The following is a 25,838-nucleotide window of genomic DNA, read 5'->3' as shown; positions in this document are numbered from 1 at the left end:
CGACCAGGCAGAGCGTGAACATGGTCCGCATGTGCCGTCAGCCTCCCTGGAGGGTGCACTGGTACGGCCGGCCCGGGCGCGGGGTGCAGCCGGCCGCGACGACTTTCCAGCCGTCGGGGAACAGGGAGAGGAACAGGGTGTCCGCGTCCAGGACGACGCGGGCCTGTCTGCCGTAGAGGTCGACCCGGTGGGTGGTGCCGCCGAGGGGGATGTCCTGGGAGGAGATCGCCTTTGCGCAGCTCTCCTTCTCGGACTCCTCCAGTTCGCTCCGGGTCTCCGGTGCGAGGGCGGTGCAGAGGCCGGCCGGGTCGTCGGCGCGCAGCAGCCGCTCGAATCCGCCGGCGGCGGCCTCGGCGTCGGACCGGCGCTCCCCGGGGCTGCCGCAGCCCGCGAGGACCAGTCCGAGCAGGGCCGGGAGTACCAGCGTGCTGATCCGCCGCGCCTTTCTCACCTGCCCCGGGTACCCGGTTCCTCCTCTTTCAAGAGCCGGGAGACGCGGGCGCGGAGCGTGTCCCCGGTGATCGCGTCGGTCTGTGCGGCCGGCACCGTGCAGGCGTGGGCGCCGGCCACCGCGCCGTACAGGGCGCACCGGTGCGGGGGTTCGCCGGTCAGGCGGCCGTGGAGGAAGGCGGCCGCGAAGGCGTCACCGGCGCCGTTGGAGTCGATCACGGGGGCGGGTGGGGCGACCGGCGGGACGTGGGTCAGCTCGTCGTCGGTGAGGAGGTACGCGCCCTCGGCGCCGGCGGTGGCGACGACCACCTCGGCGCGGCCGCGGGCGGCGATGTCGCGCAGGGTGCGCTCGGGGTCGGTGAGGGCGGCCGCGGACAGGAAGACCACGTCGGCCGCGAGGGCGAACGGCTCGTGGTACGGGTTGTGGCCGTCCCAGTCGTGGAGGTCGGTGGAGAGGGTGGCGCCGGTCTCCCGGAGGAGCGGGAGGGCGTGGGCGCAGGGGTGGGTGATCGAGACGTGGACATGGCGGCTGGCTTCGGCCAGGGGCCGCAGGATGTCCGGCGGGATGCGGTCGTCGGCGTGGGCGCGGCTGGTGTCGTAGAGGGACAGGCGCCGACCGTCGGGGCCGACGAGGTTGACCGCCCGCTTGGTGCCGGCGGGCTGGGGCACGGCGGTGAGCGCGATGCCGCGGTCGCGGTGCAGGGCGCGGACGAGCTCGCCCTCGGGGTCGTCACCGAGGAAGTCGAGGTGGTGGGTGTTCAGGCCGAGGGCGGCGAGGCCCACGGCGACGAAGTCCCCGGTCTGTCCGGCGCGGGTACGGATACCGGAGTCGATCATGTAGCTGTCGGCGTAGGGCAGGGGCAGCTCGGGGACGTACACGATGGTGTCCACCCCGGCCCCGCCCAGCACGAGCACGTCGATGTCCCGGCTCATGTCAGCCCTCCCCGTGGTCGTAGACGGCGACCGCGAGGTCCGCCCTCTCGCCGTGGGGCTGCGGGCAGGAGGCGACCGCGGGTCGTCTGCGGCCGTTCGCGCAGTTCCCCGCGCCCCTTCGGGGCACGTCCCTCGCCGCAGGTCGACATGTTCCTCTCCGGTTCCGGCCGGTGTCGGGACACCGCCACGACGAAGCCCCTGCACCAGCCCCCCCCGTGCCGTTGCAGACATGCGCGATCAGTTTGACGCCACCGTAGGGGGTGTCACTGACAGTGGGCTTCCTCAGTCGGTGAGTTCGGTCAGTTCCCGGTCTGTCGTTCGCTGGACCCTGCGGCGGATGCCGAACCAGCCGGCGATCAGGAGTACCGCGATCACCGGGATCAGCAGGAGTGTCCTGCGGCCGACCTCGGGGTCGTTCCACATCATCCCCAGGCAGGCCAGGAGGAAGGCGATCGTGGTGATCTCGGTGACCGGGCTGAAGGGCAGGCGGAAGGAGGGGCGGGTGAGCAGGCCGGAGCGGGCGCGGCGGACGAAGACCAGGTGGCAGACCATGATGATCACCCAGGTGCTGATGACGCCGAGGGAGGCGACGTTCAGCACGATCTCGAAGGCCTGGCTCGGCATGAGGTAGTTCAGGACCACGCCGAGGACGCAGACCGCGCAGGTGAGGAGGATGCCGCCGTAGGGGACCTGGCTGCGGTTCATCCTGGCCGTGAACCTCGGGGCCGAGCCCGCCGTCGCCATCGAGCGCAGGATGCGGCCCGTGGAGTACAGGCCCGAGTTCAGCGAGGACATCGCCGCCGTCAGGACGACCAGGTTCATCACGTCACCGGCCGCCGGGACGCCGATCTTCGACAGGACCGTGACGAAGGGGCTCTCGTCGGCGGAGTAGACCGAGCCCGGCAGGAGCAGGGCGAGGAGGACGACCGAGCCGACGTAGAACAGGGCCACCCGCCACATGATCGAGTTCACCGCGCGCGGGACGACCTTCTCCGGTTCCGCGGTCTCGCCGGCCGCGACACCGACCAGTTCGAGGGCGGCGTACGCGAAGATCACGCCCTGCATGACGAGGACGACCGGCATCACGCCGTGCGGGAAGACTCCGCCGTTGTCGGTGATCACGCCCGGACCGGGTGTGCCGCCGCCCACCTCGTGCCGGGTGGCCAGCAGGAAGATGCCGATCAGCATGAAGCCGACGAGCGTGGCGACCTTGATGATCGCGAACCAGAACTCCATCTCCCCGAAGATCTTCACCGAGATCAGGTTCACGGCGAGGACGACGGCGAGCGCGATCAGGGCGAGCGTCCACTGCGGGATGTCGGTGAACAGGCTCCAGTAGTGCGTGTAGAGCGCGATCGCGGTGATGTCGGCGATGCCGGTGGTCGACCAGTTCAGGAAGTACATCCAGCCGGCGACGTACGCGCCCTTCTCGCCGAGGAACTCGCGCGCGTACGACACGAAGGAGCCCGAGGAGGGCCGGTAGAGGACCAGCTCGCCCAGGGCGCGGACGACGAAGAAGGCGAAGACGCCGCAGACCAGGTAGGCCAGTGCCAGCGCCGGGCCCGCCGTGTGGAGGCGTCCCCCGGCGCCCAGGAAGAGGCCGGTGCCGATCGCGCCGCCGATGGCGATCATGTTGACGTGGCGGGCCTTGAGGTCCTTGCTGTAGCCGGCGTCGCCCGCGTCGGCGGGCACCCGGGCCACGTCGGTGCGGGAGGCGGCCTGTGCCGAGTGCACGGCGTCCTTGCTCACAGTGGTTCCACTCTCTGGTGCGCCCCGGCGGGTCTCGCGCGGGTTGTCCGGACGTGCGTCGGCCCGTGCCTCCTGGTGAAAGGCACAGGCCAAGGGGCCTCCTTCCCCGGAAACCGCCCCGCACGCGGTGGCGGACGTCACAGCGGGAGTCGTCGCACATGATCGGAAAGGGGCTGCCGACCGGGTGTCACAGCAATGGTGAGACAGCGATACTGCTGCACATGACGACCGACCCCTCCCCCGGTGCCGAGGAGCAGACCCTCACCGTCGACGAGCTGGCCGCGCGGGCCGGCGTCACGGTCCGCACGGTCCGCTTCTACGCCACGCGCGGCCTGCTGCCGCCGCCGGTGATCGGTCCGCGCCGGGTCGGTCACTACGGCCGCGAGCACCTCGCGCGCCTCGCGCTGATCGAGGAGCTCCAGAACCAGGGGATGACGCTCGCGGCGATCGAGCGGTACGTGCAGCAGCTCCCGGCCGGTCTGAGCGCCCACGACCTCGCGATCCACCGGGCCGTGGTGGCCTCCTGGGCCCCGGACGTCGTGGAGCGGGTCACACACGAGGAGCTCGGGCGGCGGGCGGGGCGGCCGCTGAGCGACGACGACCTGGAGCGGCTCGCCGCGATGGACGTCGTACGGCGCGACGGCGACGGCTACCACGTCGATCTGGGCCTGCTCCGGCTGGGCGTCGGGCTGCTCGACGTCCCGCTGTCGCAGGAGGCGATCCTCGCCTCGCGGAAGGTGCTCATCGAGCACTCCCGGGCCGCCGCGCACGAGTTGTCGCAGCTGTTCCGGGGCGAGGTGGCCCAGCGTGCCGCGCAGGACGTGAGGTCGCTGTCCGCGCACATGGAACCCCTGGTCGTGCAGGCCCTGTTGACGACCTTCCAGCGGTCCCTGAAGGAGGAACTGCGGGAGTGGACGTCGGAGGTGGGCGGGGAGTCCTCGCCGGTGCGGGAGCCCTGACCACCGCACGGTCCCGAACGCCGGACGGGCCGTCGTCACCCCGCCCGGCGTTCGTGACGCGTCCGGCTCACTCGTCCGTGAAACGGCTCCCGTTCTCCGCTTTCTCGACCAGCAGTGCCGGAGGCGTGAAGCGCTCTCCGTACCGGTCCGCCAGTTCACGCGCGCGTGCCACGAAGCCCGGCAGGCCGCCCTGATAACCGTTGATGTACTGCAGGACGCCGCCGGTCCAGCCCGGGAAGCCGATGCCGAAGATCGAGCCGATGTTGGCGTCGGCGACCGAGGTCAGGACGCCTTCCTCCAGCAGCTTGACCGTGTCGAGCGCCTCGGAGAAGAGCATGCGTTCCTGCATGTCCTCGAAGGGGATCTCCGAGCCCGGCCGGGTGAAGTGCTCGCGCAGCCCCGGCCACAGCGCGGACCGCTTGCCGTCGTCGCCGTAGTCGTAGAAGCCGGCGCCGCCGCTGCGGCCCGTGCGGCCGAACTCGTCGACCATGCGGTCGATGACCGCCTCGGCGGGGTGGGGCGTCCAGGTGCCGCCCGCCTCCTCCACCGCCTGCCTGGTCTCCTTGCGGATCTTGCGCGGGAGCGTCAGCGTGAGCTCGTCCATCAGGGAGAGCACCTTCGCCGGGTAGCCGGCCTGCGCCGCCGCCTGTTCGATCGACGCGGGCTCGATGCCCTCGCCGACCATCGCGACGCCCTCGTTGAGGAAGTGGCCGATCACGCGGGAGGTGAAGAAGCCGCGCGAGTCGTTGACGACGATCGGGGTCTTCCTGATCTGCCGGACCAGGTCGAAGGCGCGGGCCAGTGCCTCCTCGCCGGTGCGCTCGCCCTTGATGATCTCGACCAGCGGCATCTTGTCGACCGGCGAGAAGAAGTGCAGGCCGATGAAGTCGTCCTGGCGCTCCACTCCTTCGGCGAGCGCGGTGATCGGCAGGGTCGAGGTGTTGGAGCACAGCAGCGCGTCCGGCTCGACGATGTGCTGGATCTCCTGGAAGACCTTGTGCTTCAGCGCCGAGTCCTCGAAGACGGCCTCGATGACCGCGTCGCAGCCCGCCACGTCCTGGGGGTCGGCCGTCGGGGTGATGCGCGCCAGGAGGGCTTCCGCCTTCTCCTTCGTCGTACGGCCGCGGGAGACCGCCTTGGCGCACAGCTTCTCCGAGTAGGCCTTGCCCTTGGCCGCCGCCTGCGGGGACACGTCCTTCAGGACCACGTCGATGCCCGCGCGGGCACACGAGTACGCGATGCCCGCACCCATCATCCCGGCGCCGAGCACGGCCACCTTGCGGACCTGCCGGGGCTCGATCCCCTTGGGGCGGTTCGCGCCGGAGTTGACCGCCTGGAGGTCGAAGAAGAACGCCTGGATCATGTTCTTCGAGGTCTGTCCGGCGGCCAGCTCGACGAAGTAGCGCGCCTCGATGACCTGCGCGGTCTCGAAGTCGACCTGGGCGCCCTCCACGGCGGCCGCGAGGATGTTGCGCGGGGCCGGGTAGGGCGCGCCGCCCGTCTGCTTGCGCAGGTTCGCCGGGAAGGCGGGCAGGTTCGCCGCGAACTTCGGGTTGGCGGGCGTGCCCCCCGGGATGCGGTAGCCCGGCCGGTCCCAGGGCTGCTGGGACTCGGGGTTGGCCTCGATGAACGCGCGGGCCTTGGCGAGGAGTTCGTCCTGCGTGGTGGCCACGTCGTCGACCAGGCCGTTCTGGAGGGCGTGCCGCGGGGCGTACTGGGTGCCCTGGAGCAGGACCTTCAGGAGGGCGTCGGCGATGCCGAGCATGCGGACCGTGCGGACGACTCCGCCGCCTCCGGGAAGCAGGCCGAGCGTGACCTCGGGGCAGCCGATCTTGGAGCCGGGCGCGTCGAGGGCGATGCGGTGGTGGCAGGCCAGGGCGATCTCGTAACCGCCGCCGAGAGCCGCTCCGTTGATGGCGGCGACGACCGGCTTGCCGAGGGTCTCGATGCGGCGCAGGTTGCGCTTGATGGCGAGGCCGCCGTCGAAGAGGTCCTGCGCGGTCTCGGGGGTGACCCGGATCAGGTCGCGCAGGTCGCCGCCGGCGAAGAAGGTCTTCTTGGCGGAGGTGATGATGACACCGCGGATGGTGTCCTTCTCGGCCTCCAGGCGGTCGGTGACGTGCGCGAGGGAGTCGCGGAACGCCTGGTTCATGGTGTTGGCGGACTGGTTCGGGTCGTCGATGACGAGGGTGACGACGCCGTCGCGGTCCTGTTCCCAGCGGATGGTCGTGGACTGAGTGCTCATGTGGAAGTGCTCCGTGTGATCCGTCGTATCCGTGGGAGGGGGTCAGATGCGCTCGACGACGGTGGCGATGCCCATGCCGCCGCCGACGCAGAGGGTCGCGAGCCCGTAGCGCTTGTCCTGGCGCTCCAGTTCGTCGATCAGGCTGCCCAGGATCATGGCGCCGGTCGCGCCGAGCGGGTGGCCGAGCGCGATCGCGCCGCCGTTGACGTTGACCTTGTCCAGGGAGAGGCCCATGTCCTTGACGAAGCGCAGGACGACCGCCGCGAAGGCTTCGTTGATCTCGACGAGGTCGATGTCGTCGATGGTCAGCCCGGCCTTGGCGAGCGCCTTGCGGCTGGCGGGCGCGGGGCCGGTGAGCATGATGGTGGGCTCGGAGCCGGAGACGGCCGCGGAGACGATCCGCGCGCGCGGGGTGAGGCCGTAGCGCTCGCCGACCTCCTTGGAGCCGATCGCGACCAGTGAGGCGCCGTCCACGATGCCGCTGGAGTTGCCCGCGTGGTGGACGTGGTCGATCTTCTCGACCCAGTGGTACTTCTGCAGGGCCACGGCGTCGAAGCCGCCGAGGTCGCCGATGTCCGCGAAGGACGGCTTGAGCTTGCCCAGGGAGTCGGCGGTGGTGCCGGGCCGCAGGTGCTCGTCGTGGTCGAGGACGGTCAGGCCCGCGCGGTCCTTCACGGGGACCACGGAGCGGTCGAAGCGGCCCTCCTTCCAGGCCGTCGCGGCACGTTCCTGGCTCAGCGCGGCGTACTCGTCGACATCCCGCCGCGAGAATCCCTCGATCGTGGCGATCAGGTCCGCGCCGATGCCCTGCGGCACGAAGTTGACGGCCAGGTTGGTCATCGGGTCGTTGAACCAGGCGCCGCCGTCGGAGGCCATCGGTACCCGGGACATCGACTCGACCCCGCCCGCGAGGACCAGGTCCTCCCAGCCCGAACGCACCTTGGCGGCGGCCATGTTGACGGCCTCCAGACCCGAGGCACAGAAGCGGTTCTCCTGCACGCCCGCGACCGTGTCCGGCAGGCCGGCGGCGATCGCGGCGATCCGGGCGATGTCGGAGCCCTGGTCGCCGACCGGCCCGACGACACCGAGCACGATGTCGTCGACCGCCGCCGGGTCCAGGTCCGGGAAGCGGGCCCGGATCTCGTGGATGAGTCCCACGACCAGGTCGATGGGCTTGGTGCCGTGCAGGGCGCCGTTCGCCTTGCCGCGGCCGCGCGGGGTGCGGATCGCGTCGTACACGTACGCTTCGGTGCTCACGGGGAAGCCTTTCGATGAGGGTCAGCTCAGCAGGGAACGGCCGATGATCTCTTTCATGATCTCGGTCGTGCCGCCGTAGATGGTCTGGATCCGGCCGTCGGTGAAGGCCCGCGCGACCGGGTACTCGCTCATGTAGCCGTAGCCGCCGTGCAGTTGCAGGCAGCGGTCGGCGACCCGCTTCTGGAGCTCGGTCGCCCACCACTTGGCCATGGAGGCGTGGACGGCGTCCAGTCCCCCGTCCGAGTGGTCCTCGACGCAGCGGTCGACGAACGTCCGCGTGACGGCGCACTCGGTGGCCATCTCGGCTATCTCGAACCGGATGTGCTGCTTGGTGGCGAGCGGCCGGCCGAAGGCCTCGCGCTCCTTGACGTACGCGGTGGTGATCTCCAGGAGGTGTTCGGCGGCGGCGATCGCGGAGACGGCGATGCTCAGGCGCTCCTGGGCGAGGTTGGTCATAAGGTGCCCGAACGCGCCGTCGCGCTCGCCGAGGAGGTTCTCCCTGGGCACGCGCACGTCGTGGAAGAACAGTTCGGCCGTGTCCTGGGCCTTCTGGCCGATCTTGTCGAGGTTGCGACCGCGCTCGAAGCCGTCCATGCCCCGCTCGACGACCAGCAGCGACAGTCCGCGGGCCCCGCCCTCGGGGGTGGTCCTGGCGACGACGATCACCAGGTCGGCGATGATCCCGTTGGAGATGAAGGTCTTGGAGCCGTTCAGCAGCCAGTGGTCGCCGCGGTCCTCCGCGTGCGTGCGGATGCCCTGGAGGTCGGAGCCCGCGCCGGGCTCGGTCATGGCGATGGCGGTGACGAGCGAGCCGTCGCAGAAGCCGGGCAGCCAGCGGCGCTTCTGCTCCTCGGTGGCGAGGCCGGTGAGGTACGGGCCGATGACGTCGTTGTGCAGGCCCAGGGCGAGTCCGGGAGTGCCCGCGCGGGTGAACTCCTCGGCGAGGACGGTGGCGTAGCGGAAGTCGGTGGTGGCGCCGCCCCCGAACTCCTCGGGCACGGCGAGTCCGAGCAGGCCCTGCCTTCCGGCCGCCCGCCAGGCCTCGCGGGAGACGATGCCGTCCTTCTCCCACTGCGCGTAGTGCGGCAGGACCTCCCTGGCCAGGAAGGCGCGCACGGTCTCGCGGAACGCGTCGTGCTCGGGGGCGAAGAGCTGCCGCTTCATTCGGGGCCTTTCGGGAGTTCCTTGTCGTTCACGAGGTCCGGTACGTCCCAGTCGTGTGCCACGGCCGCGGTGTCGGCGCCGGCCCGGGCGGGTCCGGTGCGGACGGCCGTGGGGGTCGCCGAGAAGCGGGGAGCGGGCGCGGGCTGGGTGATGCCGCCGTGGTCGGTGAAGGTGCCGCGGGCGGCGAGGTGCGGGTGGTGCGGGGCCTCCCGCAACGACAGGACGGGCGCCACGCACGCGTCGGTGCCCTCGAAGACGGCCGCCCACTCGTCTCTCGTACGGCTGCGGAAGCGGGCCGCGACCGCCTCGCGCAGCTCGCCCCAGCGGGTCCAGTCCTTGCGGGCGTCCCCGAAGTCGGTCAGGCCGAGCAGGTCGAGGAAGAGGTCGTAGAACTGCGGCTCCAGCGCGCCGACCGCCATGTACTTGCCGTCGGCGGTCTCGTAGGTGCCGTAGTACGGGCAGCCGCCGTCGAGGAGGTTGGCGCCGCGCCGGTCCTGCCAGCCGCCGGCGGCGGTCATGGCGTGGATCATCGCGGAGAGGTGGGAGGTGCCGTCGACGATGGCGGCGTCGACGACCTGGCCGGTGCCGGTCGCCCGCGCGTGGTGCAGGGCGGCCAGGACGCCGACGACGAGGTAGAGGGAGCCGCCCGCGTAGTCGCCGAGGAGGTTGGCAGGGACGGCCGGGGGGCGGCCGGGTTCGCCGATCATGCCGAGGGTGCCGGTGAGGGCGATGTAGGCGATGTCGTGCCCGGCGCGGGGGGCCAGCGGTCCCTCCTGGCCCCAGCCGGTCATCCGGCCGTAGACGAGGGCGGGGTTGCGCGCGTGGCAGTCCTCGGGGCCGACCCCGAGGCGCTCGGCGACGCCGGGGCGGTTGCCCTCGATGAGGATGTCGGCGCGGGCGGCGAGGTCGAGCACGCGCGCGGGTCCCTCGGGGGCCTTGAGATCGACGACCACCGAGCGCTTGTTGCGGTTGGTGATGTCGCGGTCCGGGTCGATCGCGAGCGAGGCGCCGCCGGGGCGGGTGACCTGGACGACGTCGGCCCCGAGGTCGGCGAGGAGCATGCCGGCGAACGGGCCGGGGCCGATACCGGCCAGCTCGACCACGCGCACGCCGGCGAGCGGGCCGGGCCCGGGCGTCGTTGCCGTTGTCATCCAGCCCCCATCGGCGTGACACAACTGATGTAACACCAGCGATGCTAAGAACACGTTCCAGCGGACACAAGACCTGAACGAGCAAGCGCTTAGCCAATTATCGGCCGGTCACCGCTCAGCGATCTCCGCTATCAGCCGTTTCGGCGTGATCGCGCGGCAGCTCTCCTCGACCCAGTCGCACAGCAGACCGGCCGCCGGGGCGCCCTGCTCCGCGAGCGGGACGCGCACCCAGCCGGCTCTGCCCAGGCCGTACCCGGCGGGCTCGGCGCCCGGCAGCCCGAGGGCGAACTCGCGTGCTTGCTCCCACTTCCGCAGGGCATTCCCGGACACCGCCACCGTCCCGCCTCCGGCCTCCTCGTCGGACTCCGCACTCCTCACGCTAGCCTCGGCCACCGACAACGGCGCGTGCGGCGGGATCCAGGAGTGTCATGAGCAGGCTGAAAAGGTCGGACCGTCCCTACGACATCGTGCTCTTCGGGGCGACGAGCTTCGCGGGAGCGCTCACCGCGGAGTACCTCGCGGCGCACGGCCCGGACGATCTGAGGTGGGCGATCGCCGGCCGCGACGAGGTCCGGCTCAGGGCGCTGCGCGAGCGGCTGCCGGAGGGCACCGAGGTCGGGGTGCTCACGGCCGACGTCCGCGACCCGGACTCGCTGCGCGCCCTCGCCGGGCACGCGCGCGTGGTGGCCACGACGGTCGGCCCCTATCTGACCTACGGCGAGGAGCTCGTCGCGGCCTGCGCCGACGCGGGGACGGACTACCTGGACCTCTCCGGGGAGCCGGAGTTCGTGGACCTGATGTACGTCCGGCACGACGCACGCGCGCGAGAGACGGGCGCACGGCTGGTGCACGCGTGCGGCTTCGACTCGGTCCCGCACGACCTGGGGGCCTGGTTCACGGTCCGGCAGCTGCCGGAGGGCGTGCCGCTCACCGTCGACGGGTTCGTGACCGCGGACGCCATGTTCTCCGGCGGGACCTTCGCCTCGGCCCTCAACCAGTTCGCCCGCGGCCGGCAGATGATCGCCGCCGCCCGGGACCGCGCACGACACGAGCCGCGGCTGGTGGGCCGGCGGGCCGCCACGCCGACCGGCGCCCCGCGCTACGCCCAGGAGGTCGGCGCCTGGGCCCTGCCGCTGCCGACCATCGACGCGCAGATCGTCCGGCGGTCGGCGAAGGCCCTGGAGCGCTACGGCCCGGACTTCCGCTACCGGCACTACGCCGCCGTACGGCGGCTGCCGGTCGCGGTGGGCGGGGTCGCGGCCGTGGGCGCGCTGTTCGCGGCGGCCCAGGTGCCGCCCGCGCGGCGCTGGCTGTCCGGCCGGGTGCGGCCGGGTGACGGACCCAGCCCCGAGAAGCGGGCCAGGAGCTGGTTCTCGGTGCGCTTCGTCGGCGAGGGCGGCGGCCGCCGGGTGTTCACCGAGGTGGCGGGCGGCGACCCGGGGTACGACGAGACGGCGAAGATGTTCGCCGAGTCGGCGTTGTCCCTTGCCTTCGACGACCTTCCGGAGACGTCCGGTCAGGTCACGACGGCGGTGGCGATGGGGGACGCACTGATCGAGCGGCTGCGGCGGGCCGGAATCACGTTCCGGGTGGCGGCGATCCGGTGAACCCGGGGGGCGACGAAGCGGAGGGCCCCCTCGGCGACCTGCCGGAGAGCCCGGACAGCGGGGAGCCTGTGAACCCGCGCGGCTACGGGCCGAAAGGCCCCTATGACGCGGAGCCCGTCAACCCGCCCGGCAGCGGGCCGGTGAACCCGGGTGGCGACAGGCCGGGGAGCCCGCTCGGCGACCTGCCGGAGAGCCCGGACAGCGGGGAGCCTGTGAACCCGCGCGGCAGCGAGCCGATGCGTCCGCGCGGCGACGGGCCTATGCGCCCACGCGGCGACGGGCCGGAGAGCCCACGCGGCTACGGGCCGGAGAGCCCGCGCGGCTACGGGCCGAAAGGCCCCCATGGCGGGGAGCCCGTCAACCCGCCCGGCAGCGGGCCGGTGAACCCGGGTGGCGACAGGCCGGGGAGCCCGCTCGGCGACCTGCCGGAGAGCCCGGACAGCGGGGAGCCTGTGAACCCGCGCGGCAGCGAGCCGATGCGTCCGCGCGGCGACGGGCCGGAGAGCCCGGACAGCGGGGGCCTGTGAACCCGCGCGGCAGCGAGCCGAAAAGCCCCCATGGCGGGGAGCCCGTCAACCCGCCCGGCAGCGGGCCGGTGAACCCGGGTGGCGACAGGCCGGTGAGCCCGCGCGGCAACCTGCCGGAGAGCCCGGACAGCGGGGAACCTGTGAACCCGCGCGGCTACGGGCCGGAGAGCCCGTGCGGCAGCGAGCCGATGCGCCCGCGCGGCTACGGGCCGGAGAGCCCGCGTGGCGGGGAGCCTGTGAACCCGCGGGGCCGCGAGTCGGAGAGCCCGCGGGGCTACGGGCCGGTGCGGGCCCGTCAGAAGGACCAGCCGGCCACCGTGTAGATCATCCCCGCGATCCAGCCGAGCCCCGCGAGCACGCCGAGGATCAGCGCGGCGGTCACGGCACGCTCGACGGGCCGGTTCGGGTCGGTGAGGGGCTTGGGGGAACGGTGGGTCATGCGGTGCGTCGTCATGCGGGACAGCCTGCCGGGGGCACCGGGGCACGCACATCCGTACAGCTACTCAGACGACGTACTCAGCACCCCCTCCCGCAGCGCCCGCCGGCACAGCGCGTCCGCCCTGCGCGTCGTCTCCGGCAGGCGGTAGGACGGGGTGAGCGCGAGCGTGTGGGCGCAGGCGTTGTCCAGGCTCACGCGGTGGCCGACGGAGACGAAGACCGGCTTCACCGCCGCACGCGTGCGCAGGGCCCTGCCGACCTCCTCCGCACCCGCCAGCAGCGGCGTCCACTCACCGCGCCGGGCGCCGGGATCGTCGTAGGTGAAGGTGAAGGGGTTCTTGGCGACCCCGATCGTCGGCAGACCGGTGAGGACGCCGAGGTGGCTCGCGAGGCCGAAGCGGCGGGGGTGGGCGAGGCCGTAGCCGTCGCAGACGACCAGGCCGGGCGGACACGGCAGGGCGTCGAGGGCTGCGAGGACCGTGGGGATCTCGCGGAAGGCGAGCAGGCCGGGGACGTACGGGAAGGAGATCCGGCCGACGGCGGTGGCCTCGGCGACGACCTCCAGTGTCGCCGCGTCCAGCACCACGGCCGCCGCCGCGACGACGTCCCGCTCGTCGTCGTAGGCCACGTCGACCCCGGTGACACGGCCGGTGCCGGGCGGCGGGCCTGGCTCGTCAAGGATCGTGCCCGCCCTCAACCGGTCCTGGACCGCCCGGGCCTGTTCCTCGGTCGCGGGCCAGCCCGCGGGAATGTCCACTGTCGTCATGGTGGCAACGAGCCTACGGCGGGGCGGCGTAGGCTCGCGATCATGTTCGTACTGGACCTGAGCTACACCGCCCCGCTCGATGCCGTGGACGCCGTGCTGCCGGCGCACGTCGCCTGGCTGGACGAGCTGTACGAGCGGGGCGTCTTCCTGGCCTCCGGGCGCAAGAACCCCCGCGAGGGCGGGGTGATCATCGCCGTCGCGGAGGACCGTGCGCGGATCGAGGAGATCGTCGCGGGCGACCCCTTCGTCACGGCCGGGGTCTGTGCGTACCGCGTCACCGAGTTCGCGGCGACGAAGACGGCCCCGGCGCTGGAACCGTACCGGGAGACGCCCCGCTGAGGCTGAGGGACCCCGGGGCCTGACGGTCAGCTCTTGTTGCCGAGGGCACGCTGGAGCTGGCTCTTGTTCATGTCCGAACGGCCCTTGACGCCCTTGCGCTTGGCCTCCTCGTACAACTGGTCGTAGGTCGGACCCTGGGAGCCCTTTCCGGACCGCTGGCCGCCCCGCTTGCCCGAGGACATGTCCTCGGTCGAGGTACGGCTGGCGGTCTTGGACTCACCGGAGCGGGCGCGTTCCTTGTTGACCGTCCGCGCCGCGATCTCCTTGGCCCGTCCGGTGCTCTCGCCCCGGTCCTCCGCGCTCTTCTTGATGTGCTCGTACTGGCGTTCGCGCTTCGAGTTCGAACCGGCTGGCATGTGGGTTCACTCCTTTCGCCGTTGGCGACCGGGTACCCACATTCCGCCACTCACCTCTCCAGACGAGCCACCCGCCCCTTCTCCCCGGCCGCCCAGCAGCCGCCGTCGGGTGTGCAGTCCACGGTGTCGTACGAACCGGTGTCCACCGTGTGCCAGGTCCGGCCGCCGTCCCGGGTGAGGTCGGTGCCCGTGGGGCCGACCGCGAGGGCGGCGGCGCGGCTGTGCGGGAGCCAGGCCACCCCGGAGCGGTAGGCGCTCACCGGGGCGGCGGCGGGTCGCCAGGTCGCGCCCCCGTCGGCGGTACGGGCGGCGGCCGACGGGGAGCTCTGGTCGGGGCGGTAGTCACCGCCGACCGCGAGACCGTGGCCGCGGTCGCGGAAGGCGAGGGCGAAGACGCCCTTGGCCGGGTCGCCCGCCGGGATCGGCGTGTCGGACGCCGTCCAGGTCAGCCCCCGGTCGGCGGAGTGCAGGACACGCGCGCGTGCGGCCCCGCCGGTGGCCAGCCAGACGTCCCGCGGCCCCGAGCCGACCAGGCACTGCCCGCTCGCGGCGAATCCCGCCTCGCCGTCGAGAGCGGCCGGCATGCCCTTGTCCGGCAGCACCTTCCAGGAGCGGCCGCCGTCGGAGGTCGACAGGATGCGGAACTTCGCGTCCACGGGGTCGCTCATGGCGAGGCCGTGGCGGGGGTCGAAGAAGGTGAGGCAGTCGTAGAAGGCCTTGGCGTCGGTGTTGCGGAAGGACTCGGTCCAGGTCGCGCCGCCGTCCTCGGTGCGGTAGACGCGGGACGCCTCGCCCTCCCCGATGGCCAGGACCACCGCCCGGCGTGCGTCGAAGGCCTCGACGTCCCGGAACTGGAGCTCGGCGGCACCCGGCGGTGAGACGTTTCGCCAGCTCGCGCCGCCGTCCGTGGTGCGCAGCACGGTGCCCTGGGTGCCGGCCAGCCAGGCGGTGTCCCGGCTGACCGCCGCCAGCCCGCGGAACCGTACGTCGGGGGTGCCGCTGTCCTTGAGCTCCCAGTGCGGTGTCCGGCCGTGCGGGTCGTGCGCCTCGGCCGGCACGGCGGTCAGGGCGGCCAGCACCGCCGCGCAGGCCGCTCCCGCGGCGGCGGCCCGGATCGTCAGGCCCGTGCGTCTCTTGCCTCGCGTGTTCCCCATGCGCCTCATGGCGGGCGAAGCTAGCCCACGCCTCCGGCGCCGTCCAGAGGCCCTCGGCCGGCCGCCCGGAGGTGCGCGGGGTGTCACAAGTGCCTCTCGGGGCACGGGAGAAGGACTGGATCACACCCGTGCATGAAGACGGTGACAGAGGTCACTCGACTTTCGTGTACACGGACCGGCCCGTTCCGACGTCTCTTCCAGTGCCCGTCCCACCCGGAAGCCCGATCAGCCGTCACGAGGGAGCAAGGCGTTGTCCACCGTCATCGAGCAGCCCGTAGAGGCCCGTCTCGTCGCCGCGGCACCGCGGATGCCGAGCATTCCCGCCACACTGCACTACGACCGCTGCGATCCGTTCGCCGTCCGTATGACCTTCCCCGCCCCGGCCACGCTGGAGGGCGTCGAGGTCTGCTGGACCTTCAGCCGCGAACTGCTCACCACCGGTCTGCACGAGCCCGAGGGCCACGGCGACGTCCGGGTGCGTCCGTACGGCTACGACCGCACCGTTCTCGAGTTCCACGCCCCGGAGGGCACCGCCGTCGTGCATGTGCGCACGGGCGAGCTGCGCCGGTTCCTGGAGGCGACGAACGACCTCGTGCCGACCGGTCTCGAGCACCTCCAGCTCGACCTCGACCACGACCTGGCCGAGCTGATGCGCGACGCCTACTGACGCCTGCTTCCCAGGAGGGCGCCGAGCTCGTCCTGGTCGAGCCCATCGGCGGGCGCGCGTGCGTCGCCGCGTCCCGCAGCTCCCGCGCGGCGCGGCGCGGCGGAACAGGGCGTGGGTGGGGCGGGTGAGACTTTTGCGGTCCCTGGGTCGACGGCCCCGGGGACGGTGATCCTGTCCGGCGACGAAGAGGGCTGCGGGCGTCGAGGCGCAGAGGGCCCGTGGGCACGCCCGCCCTCACCAGTAGCTCGTCTTTCGCCCCGTGCCAGGCACCGGACGCCCGCAGCGCCCGTCCGACGCCTCTTGGCGTCGTCCGGCGCCCGCCCGGCGGCACAGTCCCCAGAGCGCCCGAACCCAACACGGCGCGAGCCGCCCTGCACCGCCACCGGCCCCCGATCTCGCCCGCACCCGGCCGGTCCACCCCGGCCGCCGTACCCGACATCCTCGACGTGCGCCGCGGCATCCTCGACGTGCGCCGCGCACGGTGCCCGAAGAGGTGACCCCGCGGGCGCGCCCGCCAGGATTCCGGCGTCGGCGTCAGGCGCGCGCCGCGACGGAGGCCGCCGCCCCGCGTACTCCGTGGACCAGCTCCCGCAGCACCGGCGCCACCTGCCCGCCGCGCTCGACCAGTTCCTCGACGCGCGCCTCGTGGTGTTCCCCGCGGGGCAGCAGGGTGCGCAGCTCGGCCGCCGCGGCGAGCGCGACGAGGGCCGCGTCCCGCTCGGAGACGTCCATGGCGGGCACCGACCCCCGCAGGACCTGCCGGGCCTGGTCCTGGAGCGCCTCCACGGCGGCGGGGCGGGCCAGGTCGTACTCCACCGTGGGGAACAGCCCGAGGGCCCGCCGCTTCCTGGCGTGCAGATGTCCGCCCGCGGTGAGCTGTTCCCGTACGGCGTCCAGGGTGTACCGGGTGTGGGGCGTCACCCAGCTCCGCCACCGGTGCGGCCGGGACTCGCGGACCAGTTCGAGCAGCCCGTCCAGGACGGGGTCGCCGCTCTCGGCGTCCATGTCGACCGGCGTGGCGATGCCGTCCACGTCCAGGAGCAGACCGCGCCGGGCCAGTTCGGTCAGGGCACCGGCCCGGACCAGCTGGGGTACCTGGGCGGCACCGGCGGCCTCGGACTTCGAGGTGTCCCAGGCCAGCAGGTAGAGGTGGGCCGGCAGGGAGAGCGGGCCGTCGGGCACGGGGCCTCCTAAGGCGCTTTAACTCGTTGACAGCCCTGTGGCCGCCTCGTACGGTGTAGAACGCTTCTGTTGCCGTCGATCGGAGAAGGACGTTGCTCGTCTGAGGTTTTGAGACACCGTGTCACACACCTGAGGTGTGTGCGCCGCGTGCGACCTCGGCATACGAGCCGTTCCCGACGAGCAGGGCCTGTCCCCGCCCTCCGGTCTCCTGGTCCTCCCCCGTGGTCGCGGGTGTCTCGATACGCGTTTGCCCCTTCTCGCTTCGAGCAACCGCGGAGACCCACATGTCTGCTTCCCTCACCTGCACCTCACTCGCCTTCTCCTGGCCCGACGGCACCCCCGTCTTCGACGGCCTCGACATCGCCTTCGGCCCCGGCCGGACGGGCCTCGTCGGCGTCAACGGGTCGGGAAAGTCAACCCTGTTGAAGCTCATCGCTGGCGAACTCACCCCGTCCGGCGGCACCGTGCGCGTCGCGGGCGAGGTCGGCCACCTCCCGCAGAACGTCACGCTCGACACCGGCCTGCGGGTCGACGAGGCGCTCGGTGTCGCCGCGCGGCGCGCCGCCCTGCACGCCATCGAGGCGGGCGACGTGTCCGAGGAGCACTTCGAGACCGTCGGCGACGACTGGGACGTCGAGGAGCGGGCCCTGGCCACACTCGGCGAACTCGGCCTGGGGCACCTCGGGTTGGACCGCAGGATCGGCGAGGTCTCGGGCGGCGAGTCGGTGCTGCTGCGCCTCGCCGCGCTGCTGCTGCGCGCCGGCCGGACGTCCTGCTCCTCGACGAACCCACCAACAACCTCGACCTGTACGCCCGCAGGCGGCTGTACTCGGCCGTCGCCTCATGGCCGGGCGTCATGGTCGTGGTCAGCCACGACCGTGAACTCCTGGACCTGGTCGACCAGATCGCCGATCTGCGCGCGGGGGAGGTCAGCTGGTACGGCGGCAACTTCTCCGCCTACGAGGAGGCCCTCGCCGTCGAACAGGAGGCGGCGGAACGGATGGTGCGGGTCGCCGAGTCCGACCTGCGCAGGCAGAAGCGCGAACTGGTGGAAGCGCAGACCAAGTTGGCCCACCGCAGGCGCTACGCCCAGAAGATGTACGACACCAAGCGCGAACCGCGGGCCGTCATGAAGCTGAAGAGCCGCTCGGCCCAGGTCTCCGCCGGCAAGCACCGCATCATGCACGAGGACAGGCTCGCCGAGGCCAAGGACCGGCTCGACGAGGCGGTGGAGGCCGTACGGGACGACGACGAGATCCGCGTCGACCTGCCGTACACGGCCGTACCACCGGGCCGTACGGTCCTGACCCTGATGGACCTCCGGCTCGCCCACGGCGCCCACGTGAAGGGTCTCGACCTGCGCGGGCCCGAGCGGGTCGCGCTGATCGGGCGCAACGGCGCGGGCAAGACGACGCTGCTGCGCACGATCGCCGGAGAACTGCCGCCGGTGTCGGGCGAGGCGACGGTCCACGTCCCGTTGCGCTTCCTGCCCCAGCGGCTGGACGTCCTCGACGGCGAGCTGTCGGTCGCCGAGAACGTGGCCCGCCTCGCACCGGGCGCCACCGACAACCGGGTGCGGGCCCGTCTCGCCCGCTTCCTGTTCCGGGGCGCCCGGGCCGACCAGCAGGCGTCGACACTGTCCGGCGGCGAACGCTTCCGGGCGGCCCTCGCGGCGCTGATGCTGGCGGAACCCGCGCCCCAGCTGCTCATGCTCGACGAGCCGACGAACAACCTGGACATCGCGAGCGTGCGTCAGCTGACCTCGGCCCTGGAGTCGTACGAGGGCGCGCTGGTCGTGGCCGGCCACGACCTGCCGTTCCTGAAGTCGATCGGCATCACGCGCTGGCTGATGCTCGACGGGGAGCTGCGGGAGGTCACTCCGGAGGACCTGGAGTTCCCCGCGTAGCGTCCCCGACGGCGGCCGGAGCGGCCCCGCCCGGAGCGCGGCGGCCGCTCCGGGCGGGGCCGTGGAGCGTCTCAGGAGGGCCACAGCCTGACTGCGGGGGTTTTGTCGACACGGACCGGCGCTGCATGATGGCTGACCGGCGCCCGTCACGGGAGCCGCCCCTGTCCCGCCGATACGGAGTTCCCTCGTGCCCAGCAAGAAGGCCCTCGTCCGCCGCCCCAGCCCGCGCCTCGCCGAAGGTCTGGTGACGCACGTCGAGCGCGAGAAGGTCGACGTCGACCTCGCGCTCGAACAGTGGGAGGCGTACGTGGAGGCCCTGCGCGCGCACGGCTGGGAGACCGTCGAGGTGGACCCGGAGGACGACTGCCCGGACTCCGTGTTCGTCGAGGACACCGTGGTCATGTACAAGAACGTCGCCCTGATCGCGCGCTCCGGCGCCGAGTCCCGGCGCGAGGAGACCGTCGGCGTCGAGGAGGCCGTGGCCCGCCTGGGCTGCTCGGTGAACTGGATCTGGGAGCCGGGCACCCTGGACGGCGGCGACGTGCTCAAGATCGACGACACGATCTACGTGGGCCGGGGCGGGCGTACCAACGCGGCCGGCGTCCAGCAGCTGCGGGCGGCCTTCGAACCGCTCGGGGCGCGGGTGGTCGCCGTACCGGTGAGCAAGGTGCTGCACCTGAAGTCGGCGGTCACCGCACTGCCCGACGGCACCGTCATCGGGCACATCCCCAAGGTGGACCGGCCGGCGCTCTTCCCGCGCTTCCTGTCCGTACCGGAGGAGGCGGGCGCCCACGTCGTCCTCCTGGGCGGCCCCAAGCTGCTCATGGCCGCGAGCGCGCCGAAGACCGCGGAACTGCTCACCGACCTCGGATTCGAACCGGTCGTGGTGGACATCAGCGAGTTCGAGAAGCTCGAGGGCTGTGTGACATGCCTCTCAGTGCGACTGCGGGACCTGTACGCCTGATCGGGCGAACGCGTCACCCCGACGGCCCCGGACCTGCGGTTCCCGGGGCCGTCGGCGTACCCGGGGATCACCGCTGATCAGGGGCCTTTACGGCAGCCTTAACCTACGGTCTCGTAACCTACGGTTTCGTAGCCTACGATGCCGTAGGTTCCCGGCACCGCTCGCCGGACCCCGCATACGTTCTTGTCGCGTCCCCCTGGAGTACCTGTGACGATCACTTCCCCTCACCTCGGCAGCCCGTCCTCCGAGTGGACCGACGCGCGACTGCTGTACGCGCTGGAGGAAGTGGTCGAGAAGGAACTCAACCGGCATCTCAAGGTCACCAAGGACTGGATGCCGCACGAGTACGTGCCGTGGAGCGACGGCCGCAACTTCCCCGGTTTCTTCGAGGACGGCGAGGCCTGGGAGAAGGGCCAGTCCAAGGTCACCGAGATCGGCCGGATCGCCCTCGTCGTGAACCTCCTCACCGAGGACAACCTCCCCAGCTACCACCACGAGATCGCCTCGCTCTTCGGCCGTGACGGCGCCTGGGGCACCTGGGTGCACCGCTGGACCGCCGAGGAGGGCCGGCACGGCATCGTGATGCGGGACTACCTGCTCGCCTCGCGCGCGGTGGACCCGGACAAGCTGGAGCAGTTCCGCATGGCCCACATGAGCGAGGGCTTCGAGTCGGACAACCGCCACTCGATGCTGCACTCCGTGGCCTACGTCTCCTTCCAGGAGCTCGCGACCCGCGTCTCGCACCGCAACACCGGCCACCAGTCCGGGGATCCGGTCTGCGACCGCATGCTGGCGCGCATCGCCACCGACGAGAACCTGCACATGGTCTTCTACCGGAACCTGCTGAAGGCGGCCTTCGAGCTCGCGCCCGACCTCACGATGATGGCGGTGCGCGACGTGATCGTGAACTTCCGGATGCCCGGCCACGGCATGCCCGGCTTCGAGCGGGCCGCCGCGCAGATGGCGATCGGCGAGATCTACAACATGCGCATCCACCACGACGACGTGCTCCAGCCCGTCCTGCGCTTCCTGAAGGTCATGGAGATCGACGGTCTCGGTCCCGAGGGCCAGAAGGCGCAGGACGAGCTCGGCCTGTACATGGGCGGGCTGGACGCGGAGGCCGTGAAGTTCGACGAGAAGCTCGCGGCACGCAAGGCCCGGATGGCGGCCCGAGCGAGCGCCTGACACCGCTTGGTCCTCAGGGTGGCCTGCGCCGCCCCGATCAGAGCCGGTGGTGGGAGGCGTCGACCTGCCGCCAGGGCGACTCGAGGACCGGGCAGGCTCGGGGCGGCCTGCCGCACACGCACGCGTCGCCTGGCACGGCCTGCGACGCGTCCTCGCGCCGGTCGCTGAGGCCGCCACGGCCCCGGCGCTGACGGCAGTCGACTCGGCGCCGCGCACCTTGCGCCGCCGCAGCCGTCCGTCGCGGGCCGTCGCGGGCCGTCGATCGTGCGCTCCGTCGGCCATGTGGCCCGACCGTATCCGGCCCTCCGCGTCACGCCCGGGTCCGCTCCGTTAACCCGGCCGCGCTCCCGGTCCGTCCGCTCACGGGTTCTGGCGTCGTCTGATCGCCAGGCGCTCCTTCTCGGAGAGGCCGCCCCAGACGCCGAAGCGTTCGTCGTTGGCCAGGGCGTACTCGAGGCAGGCCGGGCGCATCTCGCACATGCCGCAGATGCGCTTCGCCTCCCGTACCGAGCTGCCCGGCTCGGGAAAGAAGAAGTCCGCCCCGGTCTGCGCGCACAACGCCTGCGCCTGCCAGGCGGGGTCGGTCGGGGTGATGGTGTCGATGTGCATGGCCGAGATCGTGCCGGGCAGCGAAAAACGTTCGATCAACGCGGGATCAACGACGCCGTTCACGGCTCCCCGCCGCCTTGATGGTCCTCCGAGCGACGCGGGGGCGCACGGCGGCGCGCGGCATCGTTTCGCCTGCGTGTCTCCAGGTCCCGCGGCAGGGTGGCCGGGGCCTCACCGAGCCGCCGCGGCGTCCCGGCAGCGATTGTCAGTGGACGGTGCAAGACTCGGCGGTACAGGCAACGGGACCCCTCAGAGGAGGGCAGAGATGCTCACGACCCGTTATGTCACCGGCGCGCCCAACTGGATCGACCTCGGCACCCCCGACATCGACGGCGCCACCACCTTCTACGGCGGCCTGTTCGGCTGGGAGTTCCGGCCGGGCCCGCCCGAGACCGGCGGTTACGGCTTGTTCCGGCTCGACGGCAGGATCGCCGCGGGCGGCATGCAGACCACACCGGACCAGGGCCCGCCGTCCTGGACCGTGTACTTCCAGACCCCGGACGCGGACGCCACCGCGAAGGCGGCCGAGCAGGCGCACGGCGCGGTGCTCATGCAGCCCATGGACGTGCTGGACCAGGGCCGCATGGCGATCCTCGCCGACAAGGCGGGCGTGCCCTTCGGCATCTGGCAGCCCGGGCAGAACATGGGCCTGGACGTCACCCAGGAGCCCGGCTCGCTGTGCTGGGTCGAGCTGTACACGGCCGACCTGCCGATGGCCGCCTACTTCTACCGCGCGACCCTCGGCCTGGAGACCTACGCCGTCGACTTCCCCGGCGGCACGTACACCACCGTCCTGCCGGACGGACAGGACGAGGACAGCATGTTCGGCGGCATCGTCCCGCTCGCCGACGACCCGCTGGAGGCGCAGGCCGGGGCCTGCTGGATGCCGTACTTCGAGGTCACGGACACCGACGCGACGGTGGCGAGGACGCAGGAGCTGGGCGGCACCGTCCGGCTGCCCGCCACGGACGTGCCCGGCGTCGGCCGGATCGCCAAGCTGGCCGACCCGTACGGCGCCCGTTTCGCGGTGATCAAGAGCGACCCGCGGCAGGCTCCCTAGGGCGACCGCGGTCAGGCGGAGACGCGCCGCACCAGCGTGGTGGGCAGGACGACACCCGCCGGTGCGGCGCCCGCGCGCGCGGGGTCGAGGTCCCGCAGCAGCAGGCGGGCCATCAACCGGCCCATCTCCTCGATGTCCTGACGAACCGTCGTCAGCGGCGGATCGGTCTGCTCGGCGACCGGCAGCATGTCGTCGAAGCCGATCACCGCCACGTCCTCGGGCACCCTGCGGCCACGCTCGCGCAGTACCCGCAGGGCGCCGGACGCGGTGAGGTCGTTGGCGGCGAACACCGCGTCCACGTCCGGCCGGTGGTCGAGCAGTTCCCGCATCGCCCGCTCCCCGCCGGCATGGGTGAAGTCGCCCCGCACCACGAGCCCCGGATCGGCGTCGCCCATGACGTCCCGGTAGCCGTCGAGCCGGTCGGCCGCGGAGGTCTGGTCGAGGGGACCGGTGATGTGGGCGACGCGGGTGCGCCCGAGCCCGACCAGATGCCGTACGGCCTCGCGGGCACCGCCCCGGTTGTCGCTGTCGACGTACACGACGTCCGTCGTCCCGTCGCTCCAGCCGGGCCGTCCGCCGAACACCGTGGGGACACCGGCCCGTTGGATCAGTCCGGGCAGCGGGTCGTCGAGGTGCAGCGAGAAGACCAGCGCGCCGTCGACGTGCCCTCCGGCGAGGTAGCGTCCGACCCGGGCGTGGTCGTCGCGGCCCTCGGTGAGCAGCAGGACGAGCTGGTTGTCGTGGGCGGTCAGCTCCTTGCTGATGCCCCGCAGTTGCAGCGCGAAGAAGGGGTCGGCGAAGACCCGGGTCTCCGGCTCGGCCACGACCACCGCGACGGCGTCGTGGCGCCGGGTGACGAGGCTGCGGGCGGCCTGGTTGGGCACGTAGCCGAGCTCTTCGACGGCCCTGCGCACCCGCTCGACGAGCGGTTCCCTGACCCCGTCCCCGCCGTTCACCACCCGGGACGCGGTGGCCCGCGACACCCCGGCCCGTGCCGCCACGGCCTCCAGGGTCGGGCGCGGCGCTGTCTCGGTCACTGCGGGGCTCCTCGTCGGCGGGTGCGGATCAGGATAGCCCCCGCAGGGAGGTCCGGTGAGAGCGCTCTCGGGAGTCCCGGGGGGCGGCAGGGGCTCGTCGCACGCGTGCGGCCCTCCCGCGGCCTCAGGCCAGCAGATCCACCCGCCGTCCGATGCCCTCCCGCTCGGCCCGCCCGTACGCCGCCCAGGCCAGCGCGAGGTCCTGCCAGGGCATGCCCACGGGGGCGTAGACCGTGCGGTCCCCGTCGGTCGTGCGGCCGGGGTGCTCGGAGCGCACGATCTCACCGAGGGTCGCGTCGGGACGCCTCAACACGCCTACGCCTGCCGTGAGTTCGCGATCGTCGACCACCAGCAGCGCGGCCTCCAGCAGATCGGCGGCCAGCTCCGCCTTGCCGGGCTCGTCCACGCCCAGGCTCGTGAAGTGCTGGCCCGGCCTGGTGTCCTTCAGGTGCAGCAGCGGTTCCCGGGACCAGGTCGCCGTCAGGACGATGTCGGCGGCCCCGGCGACCTCCGCGGCGGAGGACAGCACCCGGCCGCCGTGCCGCGCGGCGAACTCGGCGGCCCGGTCGGCGGAGGTGTCCTGGACGACGAGGGCGCTGCGGGGCCGTAGCGCTCCGAGGCCCCGCACCATCAGCTCGGCCTGCGCGCCTGCCCCGATCACTCCCACGACTTCTCCCCGGCCGGCCAGCAGATGGGTGCCCAGGGCCGCCGCGAGCCCCGTCCGCCACGCCGTGACGGTCGCCGAGTCCAGCAGTGCCAACAGCTCGCCGTCGGTACCGCTGTGCAGGCAGATCACCCCGCGCAGGGCGGGCCGGGCGCCGGGGAACTTGGCGTTGACCTTCACCGTGTAGGCGGGAACGCCGGGCAGCAGGCCCGGGATCAGCGCGGTCGCCGTGCCGGGGAACGGGAGGTCCGTGCGCACCCGTTGTCCCGCGATCGGCACGCCGTCCGCGACGCTGAAGCCGTCGCGCAGGACGTCCAGGCAGGTCGCCGGTTCCAGCACCGTCTCCAGATCACCGCGTGTGAGAAGAAGAGTCACCCGCCCATGATCGGTCAGTGGTGGTGCTCGGCACGCTGGCCGGTGTGCTCGTGGGGCTCGTAGCCGGGGATCGTCCCGTCCGTCTTCTTCACCAGGAACAGGCCGACCATGCCGATGTCGGAGTGGCTCTGCACATGGCAGTGGTACATCCACGCGCCCGCCCCGACCCCCTCCCCCGCGACGACCTGGAAGCCGAAGGAGTCCGCCGGGCCCACGATCTTGTTGTCGATGACCTGGCTCGGGTCGTCGGGGCCGGTGAGCATGCCGGTGCGGTTGTCCGCCCAGCGGTGACCGTGCATGTGGAAGGTGTGGTAGTACTCGCCATGCGTGATCACCACGAACTCGACCCGATCGCCCACCGTGGCCTCGAAGTCGGGCCCCGAGTGCGCCGGCTTGTTGTTGATGAGCATGTCGTTGAAGACGATCGTGTGGGTCGCGTCCGGCAGGGTGTCGCCCTTGCGGCGGACGATCACCGGGCCGTAGAGGCCCTTGCGGATGCCGGTGGTTCCGTGTTCCGTGCCGACCACGTGGTCGTGGTAGTGCCAGTAGCCCGCGCTGCCCGCCCGCCAGGTGCCGTCCGCCCGGCGGCCCGGGGCGTGGGTGCGCCAGGTGTAGGTGCGGGTGCCGCCCGGCTCGACGTCACTGTTGTTCAGCTTCGTTCCGTCGCTGGAGATCTCGTAGTCCAGACCGTGGACGTGCAGACTCGCGCGGACGTCCATGGTGTTCTCGAACTCGATGTGCAGGGTGTCGCCCTCGTTGAGCTCGATGAGCGGACCGGGGACGGTCGCCTTCCCCTTCTCCAGCCCGTAGCCCATCTGTCCGTCGGCCAGTTTCTCGGCGTACAGCTTGATGCGCCTGACCTCGCCGCCGCCGGGGGCCGCCTGCGCCGGACCCGCGTCGCTACGGGCCTCGGGGGCCATCGACAACGATGTCGCGACCGCCGCACCACCGAGCAGCACCCGCCGGTTGAAGCCACGTCTGTTCAGTGCGCCCATGCGGAACTCCCCACCGTGATACGGGTTTTGCCAAGACGTCCCTGTGATGAACCGGTGAGACGGTACCGGTCGGGGAGCCGTTTATCCACACTCAGGACA

General features: G+C 72.2%; 25 protein-coding genes and 1 pseudogene. 9 read left to right on the top strand and 17 right to left on the bottom strand.

The window, feature by feature from the left end:
• Positions 1-37: 37 nt before the first annotated feature.
• From M2163_RS38960 to M2163_RS38950, 3 genes are all read right to left on the bottom strand, one after another.
• On the bottom strand, positions 38-451 hold the full coding sequence (locus tag M2163_RS38960) for a hypothetical protein (RefSeq protein WP_280896342.1): 414 nt from the start codon (positions 449-451) through the stop codon (positions 38-40).
• Positions 448-1,383, bottom strand: coding sequence for a PfkB family carbohydrate kinase (locus tag M2163_RS38955; protein WP_280896341.1), 936 nt, complete (start codon positions 1,381-1,383; stop codon positions 448-450). Before M2163_RS38955 ends, M2163_RS38960 begins: the two co-directional genes overlap by 4 nt.
• Positions 1,384-1,665: 282 nt before the next feature.
• Positions 1,666-3,132 (bottom strand): amino acid permease, encoded by a 1,467-nt coding sequence (locus tag M2163_RS38950; RefSeq protein ID WP_280848208.1) that lies wholly within the window; start codon positions 3,130-3,132, stop codon positions 1,666-1,668.
• A gap of 221 nt (positions 3,133-3,353) precedes the next feature.
• On the opposite strand from M2163_RS38950, the gene M2163_RS38945 reads away from it, so the two are divergent.
• Positions 3,354-4,091: a MerR family transcriptional regulator gene (locus tag M2163_RS38945; protein WP_280848209.1), complete on the top strand. Its 738-nt coding sequence runs from the start codon at positions 3,354-3,356 to the stop codon at positions 4,089-4,091.
• A 67-nt stretch (positions 4,092-4,158) separates the two neighbouring features.
• Here M2163_RS38945 and M2163_RS38940 read toward each other — a convergent pair whose 3' ends face one another.
• From M2163_RS38940 to M2163_RS38920, 5 genes are all read right to left on the bottom strand, one after another.
• On the bottom strand, positions 4,159-6,336 hold the full coding sequence (locus tag M2163_RS38940) for a 3-hydroxyacyl-CoA dehydrogenase NAD-binding domain-containing protein (RefSeq protein ID WP_280896340.1): 2,178 nt from the start codon (positions 6,334-6,336) through the stop codon (positions 4,159-4,161).
• A gap of 42 nt (positions 6,337-6,378) precedes the next feature.
• Positions 6,379-7,593, bottom strand: coding sequence for an acetyl-CoA C-acetyltransferase (locus M2163_RS38935; RefSeq protein WP_280848211.1), 1,215 nt, complete (start codon positions 7,591-7,593; stop codon positions 6,379-6,381).
• Between the two features lie 21 nt (positions 7,594-7,614).
• Positions 7,615-8,757, bottom strand: coding sequence for an acyl-CoA dehydrogenase family protein (locus M2163_RS38930; RefSeq protein WP_280896339.1), 1,143 nt, complete (start codon positions 8,755-8,757; stop codon positions 7,615-7,617).
• Positions 8,754-9,908, bottom strand: a complete 1,155-nt coding sequence (locus M2163_RS38925) for a CaiB/BaiF CoA-transferase family protein (RefSeq protein WP_280896338.1) — start codon at positions 9,906-9,908, stop codon at positions 8,754-8,756. The genes M2163_RS38930 and M2163_RS38925 overlap by 4 nt, the downstream gene beginning before the upstream one ends.
• 108 nt (positions 9,909-10,016) lie before the next feature.
• Positions 10,017-10,244 carry a hypothetical protein gene (locus M2163_RS38920; RefSeq protein WP_280897384.1) on the bottom strand — a complete coding sequence of 76 codons (228 nt, stop codon included), beginning with the start codon at positions 10,242-10,244 and terminating at the stop codon, positions 10,017-10,019.
• A gap of 92 nt (positions 10,245-10,336) precedes the next feature.
• Here M2163_RS38920 and M2163_RS38915 point away from each other — a divergent pair, with 92 nt between their 5' ends.
• Positions 10,337-11,515 carry a saccharopine dehydrogenase NADP-binding domain-containing protein gene (locus M2163_RS38915; RefSeq protein WP_280896337.1) on the top strand — a complete coding sequence of 393 codons (1,179 nt, stop codon included), beginning with the start codon at positions 10,337-10,339 and terminating at the stop codon, positions 11,513-11,515.
• On the top strand, positions 11,512-12,042 hold the full coding sequence (locus tag M2163_RS38910; protein WP_280896336.1) for a hypothetical protein: 531 nt from the start codon (positions 11,512-11,514) through the stop codon (positions 12,040-12,042). Before M2163_RS38915 ends, M2163_RS38910 begins: the two co-directional genes overlap by 4 nt.
• Before the next feature lie 295 nt (positions 12,043-12,337).
• Here M2163_RS38910 and M2163_RS38905 read toward each other — a convergent pair whose 3' ends face one another.
• Complete coding sequence (locus M2163_RS38905) at positions 12,338-12,496, bottom strand: hypothetical protein (protein ID WP_280848215.1); 159 nt, start codon at positions 12,494-12,496, stop codon at positions 12,338-12,340.
• 45 nt (positions 12,497-12,541) lie between these two features.
• Positions 12,542-13,246, bottom strand: a complete 705-nt coding sequence (locus M2163_RS38900) for an endonuclease V (protein WP_280848216.1) — start codon at positions 13,244-13,246, stop codon at positions 12,542-12,544.
• A gap of 42 nt (positions 13,247-13,288) precedes the next feature.
• Here M2163_RS38900 and M2163_RS38895 point away from each other — a divergent pair, with 42 nt between their 5' ends.
• Positions 13,289-13,585, top strand: a complete 297-nt coding sequence (locus M2163_RS38895; protein ID WP_280896335.1) for a YciI family protein — start codon at positions 13,289-13,291, stop codon at positions 13,583-13,585.
• A gap of 26 nt (positions 13,586-13,611) precedes the next feature.
• On the opposite strand, the gene M2163_RS38890 is transcribed toward M2163_RS38895, so the two are convergent.
• Together M2163_RS38890 and M2163_RS38885 are read right to left on the bottom strand one after the other, a co-directional pair.
• A complete protein-coding gene (locus M2163_RS38890; protein WP_280896334.1) occupies positions 13,612-13,941 on the bottom strand; it encodes a plasmid stabilization protein in 330 nt (109 codons plus the stop codon).
• Positions 13,942-13,991: 50 nt separating this feature from the next.
• Complete coding sequence (locus M2163_RS38885) at positions 13,992-15,095, bottom strand: oxidoreductase (protein WP_280896333.1); 1,104 nt, start codon at positions 15,093-15,095, stop codon at positions 13,992-13,994.
• 250 nt (positions 15,096-15,345) lie between these two features.
• On the opposite strand from M2163_RS38885, the gene M2163_RS38880 reads away from it, so the two are divergent.
• Complete coding sequence (locus M2163_RS38880; protein ID WP_280848220.1) at positions 15,346-15,762, top strand: SsgA family sporulation/cell division regulator; 417 nt, start codon at positions 15,346-15,348, stop codon at positions 15,760-15,762.
• A gap of 534 nt (positions 15,763-16,296) precedes the next feature.
• On the opposite strand, the gene M2163_RS38875 is transcribed toward M2163_RS38880, so the two are convergent.
• Positions 16,297-16,944 carry a GPP34 family phosphoprotein gene (locus M2163_RS38875; protein WP_280896332.1) on the bottom strand — a complete coding sequence of 216 codons (648 nt, stop codon included), beginning with the start codon at positions 16,942-16,944 and terminating at the stop codon, positions 16,297-16,299.
• 284 nt (positions 16,945-17,228) lie between these two features.
• On the opposite strand from M2163_RS38875, the pseudogene M2163_RS38870 reads away from it, so the two are divergent.
• The 3 genes and pseudogenes from M2163_RS38870 (at position 17,229) to M2163_RS38860 (ending at position 20,999) form a co-directional block, all read left to right on the top strand.
• Positions 17,229-18,850 (top strand): annotated as a pseudogene (locus M2163_RS38870) (ATP-binding cassette domain-containing protein).
• Between the two features lie 187 nt (positions 18,851-19,037).
• A complete protein-coding gene (gene ddaH, locus M2163_RS38865; protein WP_280896331.1) occupies positions 19,038-19,814 on the top strand; it encodes a dimethylargininase in 777 nt (258 codons plus the stop codon).
• Positions 19,815-20,021: 207 nt separating this feature from the next.
• Positions 20,022-20,999, top strand: coding sequence for an acyl-ACP desaturase (locus M2163_RS38860; protein ID WP_280848224.1), 978 nt, complete (start codon positions 20,022-20,024; stop codon positions 20,997-20,999).
• Positions 21,000-21,359: 360 nt separating this feature from the next.
• On the opposite strand, the gene M2163_RS38855 is transcribed toward M2163_RS38860, so the two are convergent.
• Positions 21,360-21,608, bottom strand: coding sequence for a WhiB family transcriptional regulator (locus M2163_RS38855; protein ID WP_280854036.1), 249 nt, complete (start codon positions 21,606-21,608; stop codon positions 21,360-21,362).
• Positions 21,609-21,873: 265 nt separating this feature from the next.
• On the opposite strand from M2163_RS38855, the gene M2163_RS38850 reads away from it, so the two are divergent.
• The gene (locus tag M2163_RS38850; RefSeq protein WP_280848226.1) at positions 21,874-22,668 is read left to right on the top strand and encodes a VOC family protein; all 795 of its coding nucleotides are present in this window, start codon (positions 21,874-21,876) and stop codon (positions 22,666-22,668) included.
• Between the two features lie 11 nt (positions 22,669-22,679).
• On the opposite strand, the gene M2163_RS38845 is transcribed toward M2163_RS38850, so the two are convergent.
• The 3 genes from M2163_RS38845 to M2163_RS38835 all read right to left on the bottom strand — a co-directional run bounded on the left by M2163_RS38845 (position 22,680) and on the right by M2163_RS38835 (position 25,739).
• Positions 22,680-23,705 (bottom strand): LacI family DNA-binding transcriptional regulator, encoded by a 1,026-nt coding sequence (locus tag M2163_RS38845; RefSeq protein WP_280848227.1) that lies wholly within the window; start codon positions 23,703-23,705, stop codon positions 22,680-22,682.
• A gap of 124 nt (positions 23,706-23,829) precedes the next feature.
• On the bottom strand, positions 23,830-24,744 hold the full coding sequence (locus M2163_RS38840) for an NAD(P)-binding domain-containing protein (RefSeq protein WP_280848228.1): 915 nt from the start codon (positions 24,742-24,744) through the stop codon (positions 23,830-23,832).
• Positions 24,745-24,758: 14 nt separating this feature from the next.
• Positions 24,759-25,739 (bottom strand): multicopper oxidase domain-containing protein, encoded by a 981-nt coding sequence (locus M2163_RS38835; protein ID WP_280896330.1) that lies wholly within the window; start codon positions 25,737-25,739, stop codon positions 24,759-24,761.
• Positions 25,740-25,838 lie beyond the last annotated feature (99 nt).

Origin of the sequence: Streptomyces sp. SAI-135 (assembly GCF_029893805.1) — a bacterium.
In the GTDB taxonomy this organism is placed as follows: Bacteria; Actinomycetota; Actinomycetes; order Streptomycetales; family Streptomycetaceae; genus Streptomyces.
The sequence above is the reverse complement of the archived record's forward strand: the minus strand, read 5'-3'. Positions and strand labels throughout refer to the sequence as shown.

Coding starts and splice junctions, on each gene's coding strand:
- M2163_RS38885 (WP_280896333.1), bottom strand. CDS start 15,095: ATGGGGAACACGCGAGGCAAGAGACGCACGGGCCTGACGATCCGGGCC.
- M2163_RS38945 (WP_280848209.1), top strand. CDS start 3,354: ATGACGACCGACCCCTCCCCCGGTGCCGAGGAGCAGACCCTCACCGTC.
- M2163_RS38955 (WP_280896341.1), bottom strand. CDS start 1,383: ATGAGCCGGGACATCGACGTGCTCGTGCTGGGCGGGGCCGGGGTGGAC.
- M2163_RS38850 (WP_280848226.1), top strand. CDS start 21,874: ATGCTCACGACCCGTTATGTCACCGGCGCGCCCAACTGGATCGACCTC.
- M2163_RS38930 (WP_280896339.1), bottom strand. CDS start 8,757: ATGAAGCGGCAGCTCTTCGCCCCCGAGCACGACGCGTTCCGCGAGACC.
- M2163_RS38890 (WP_280896334.1), bottom strand. CDS start 13,941: ATGCCAGCCGGTTCGAACTCGAAGCGCGAACGCCAGTACGAGCACATC.
- M2163_RS38895 (WP_280896335.1), top strand. CDS start 13,289: ATGTTCGTACTGGACCTGAGCTACACCGCCCCGCTCGATGCCGTGGAC.
- M2163_RS38925 (WP_280896338.1), bottom strand. CDS start 9,908: ATGACAACGGCAACGACGCCCGGGCCCGGCCCGCTCGCCGGCGTGCGC.
- M2163_RS38900 (WP_280848216.1), bottom strand. CDS start 13,246: ATGACGACAGTGGACATTCCCGCGGGCTGGCCCGCGACCGAGGAACAG.
- M2163_RS38855 (WP_280854036.1), bottom strand. CDS start 21,608: ATGCACATCGACACCATCACCCCGACCGACCCCGCCTGGCAGGCGCAG.
- M2163_RS38915 (WP_280896337.1), top strand. CDS start 10,337: ATGAGCAGGCTGAAAAGGTCGGACCGTCCCTACGACATCGTGCTCTTC.
- M2163_RS38835 (WP_280896330.1), bottom strand. CDS start 25,739: ATGGGCGCACTGAACAGACGTGGCTTCAACCGGCGGGTGCTGCTCGGT.
- M2163_RS38905 (WP_280848215.1), bottom strand. CDS start 12,496: ATGACGACGCACCGCATGACCCACCGTTCCCCCAAGCCCCTCACCGAC.
- M2163_RS38940 (WP_280896340.1), bottom strand. CDS start 6,336: ATGAGCACTCAGTCCACGACCATCCGCTGGGAACAGGACCGCGACGGC.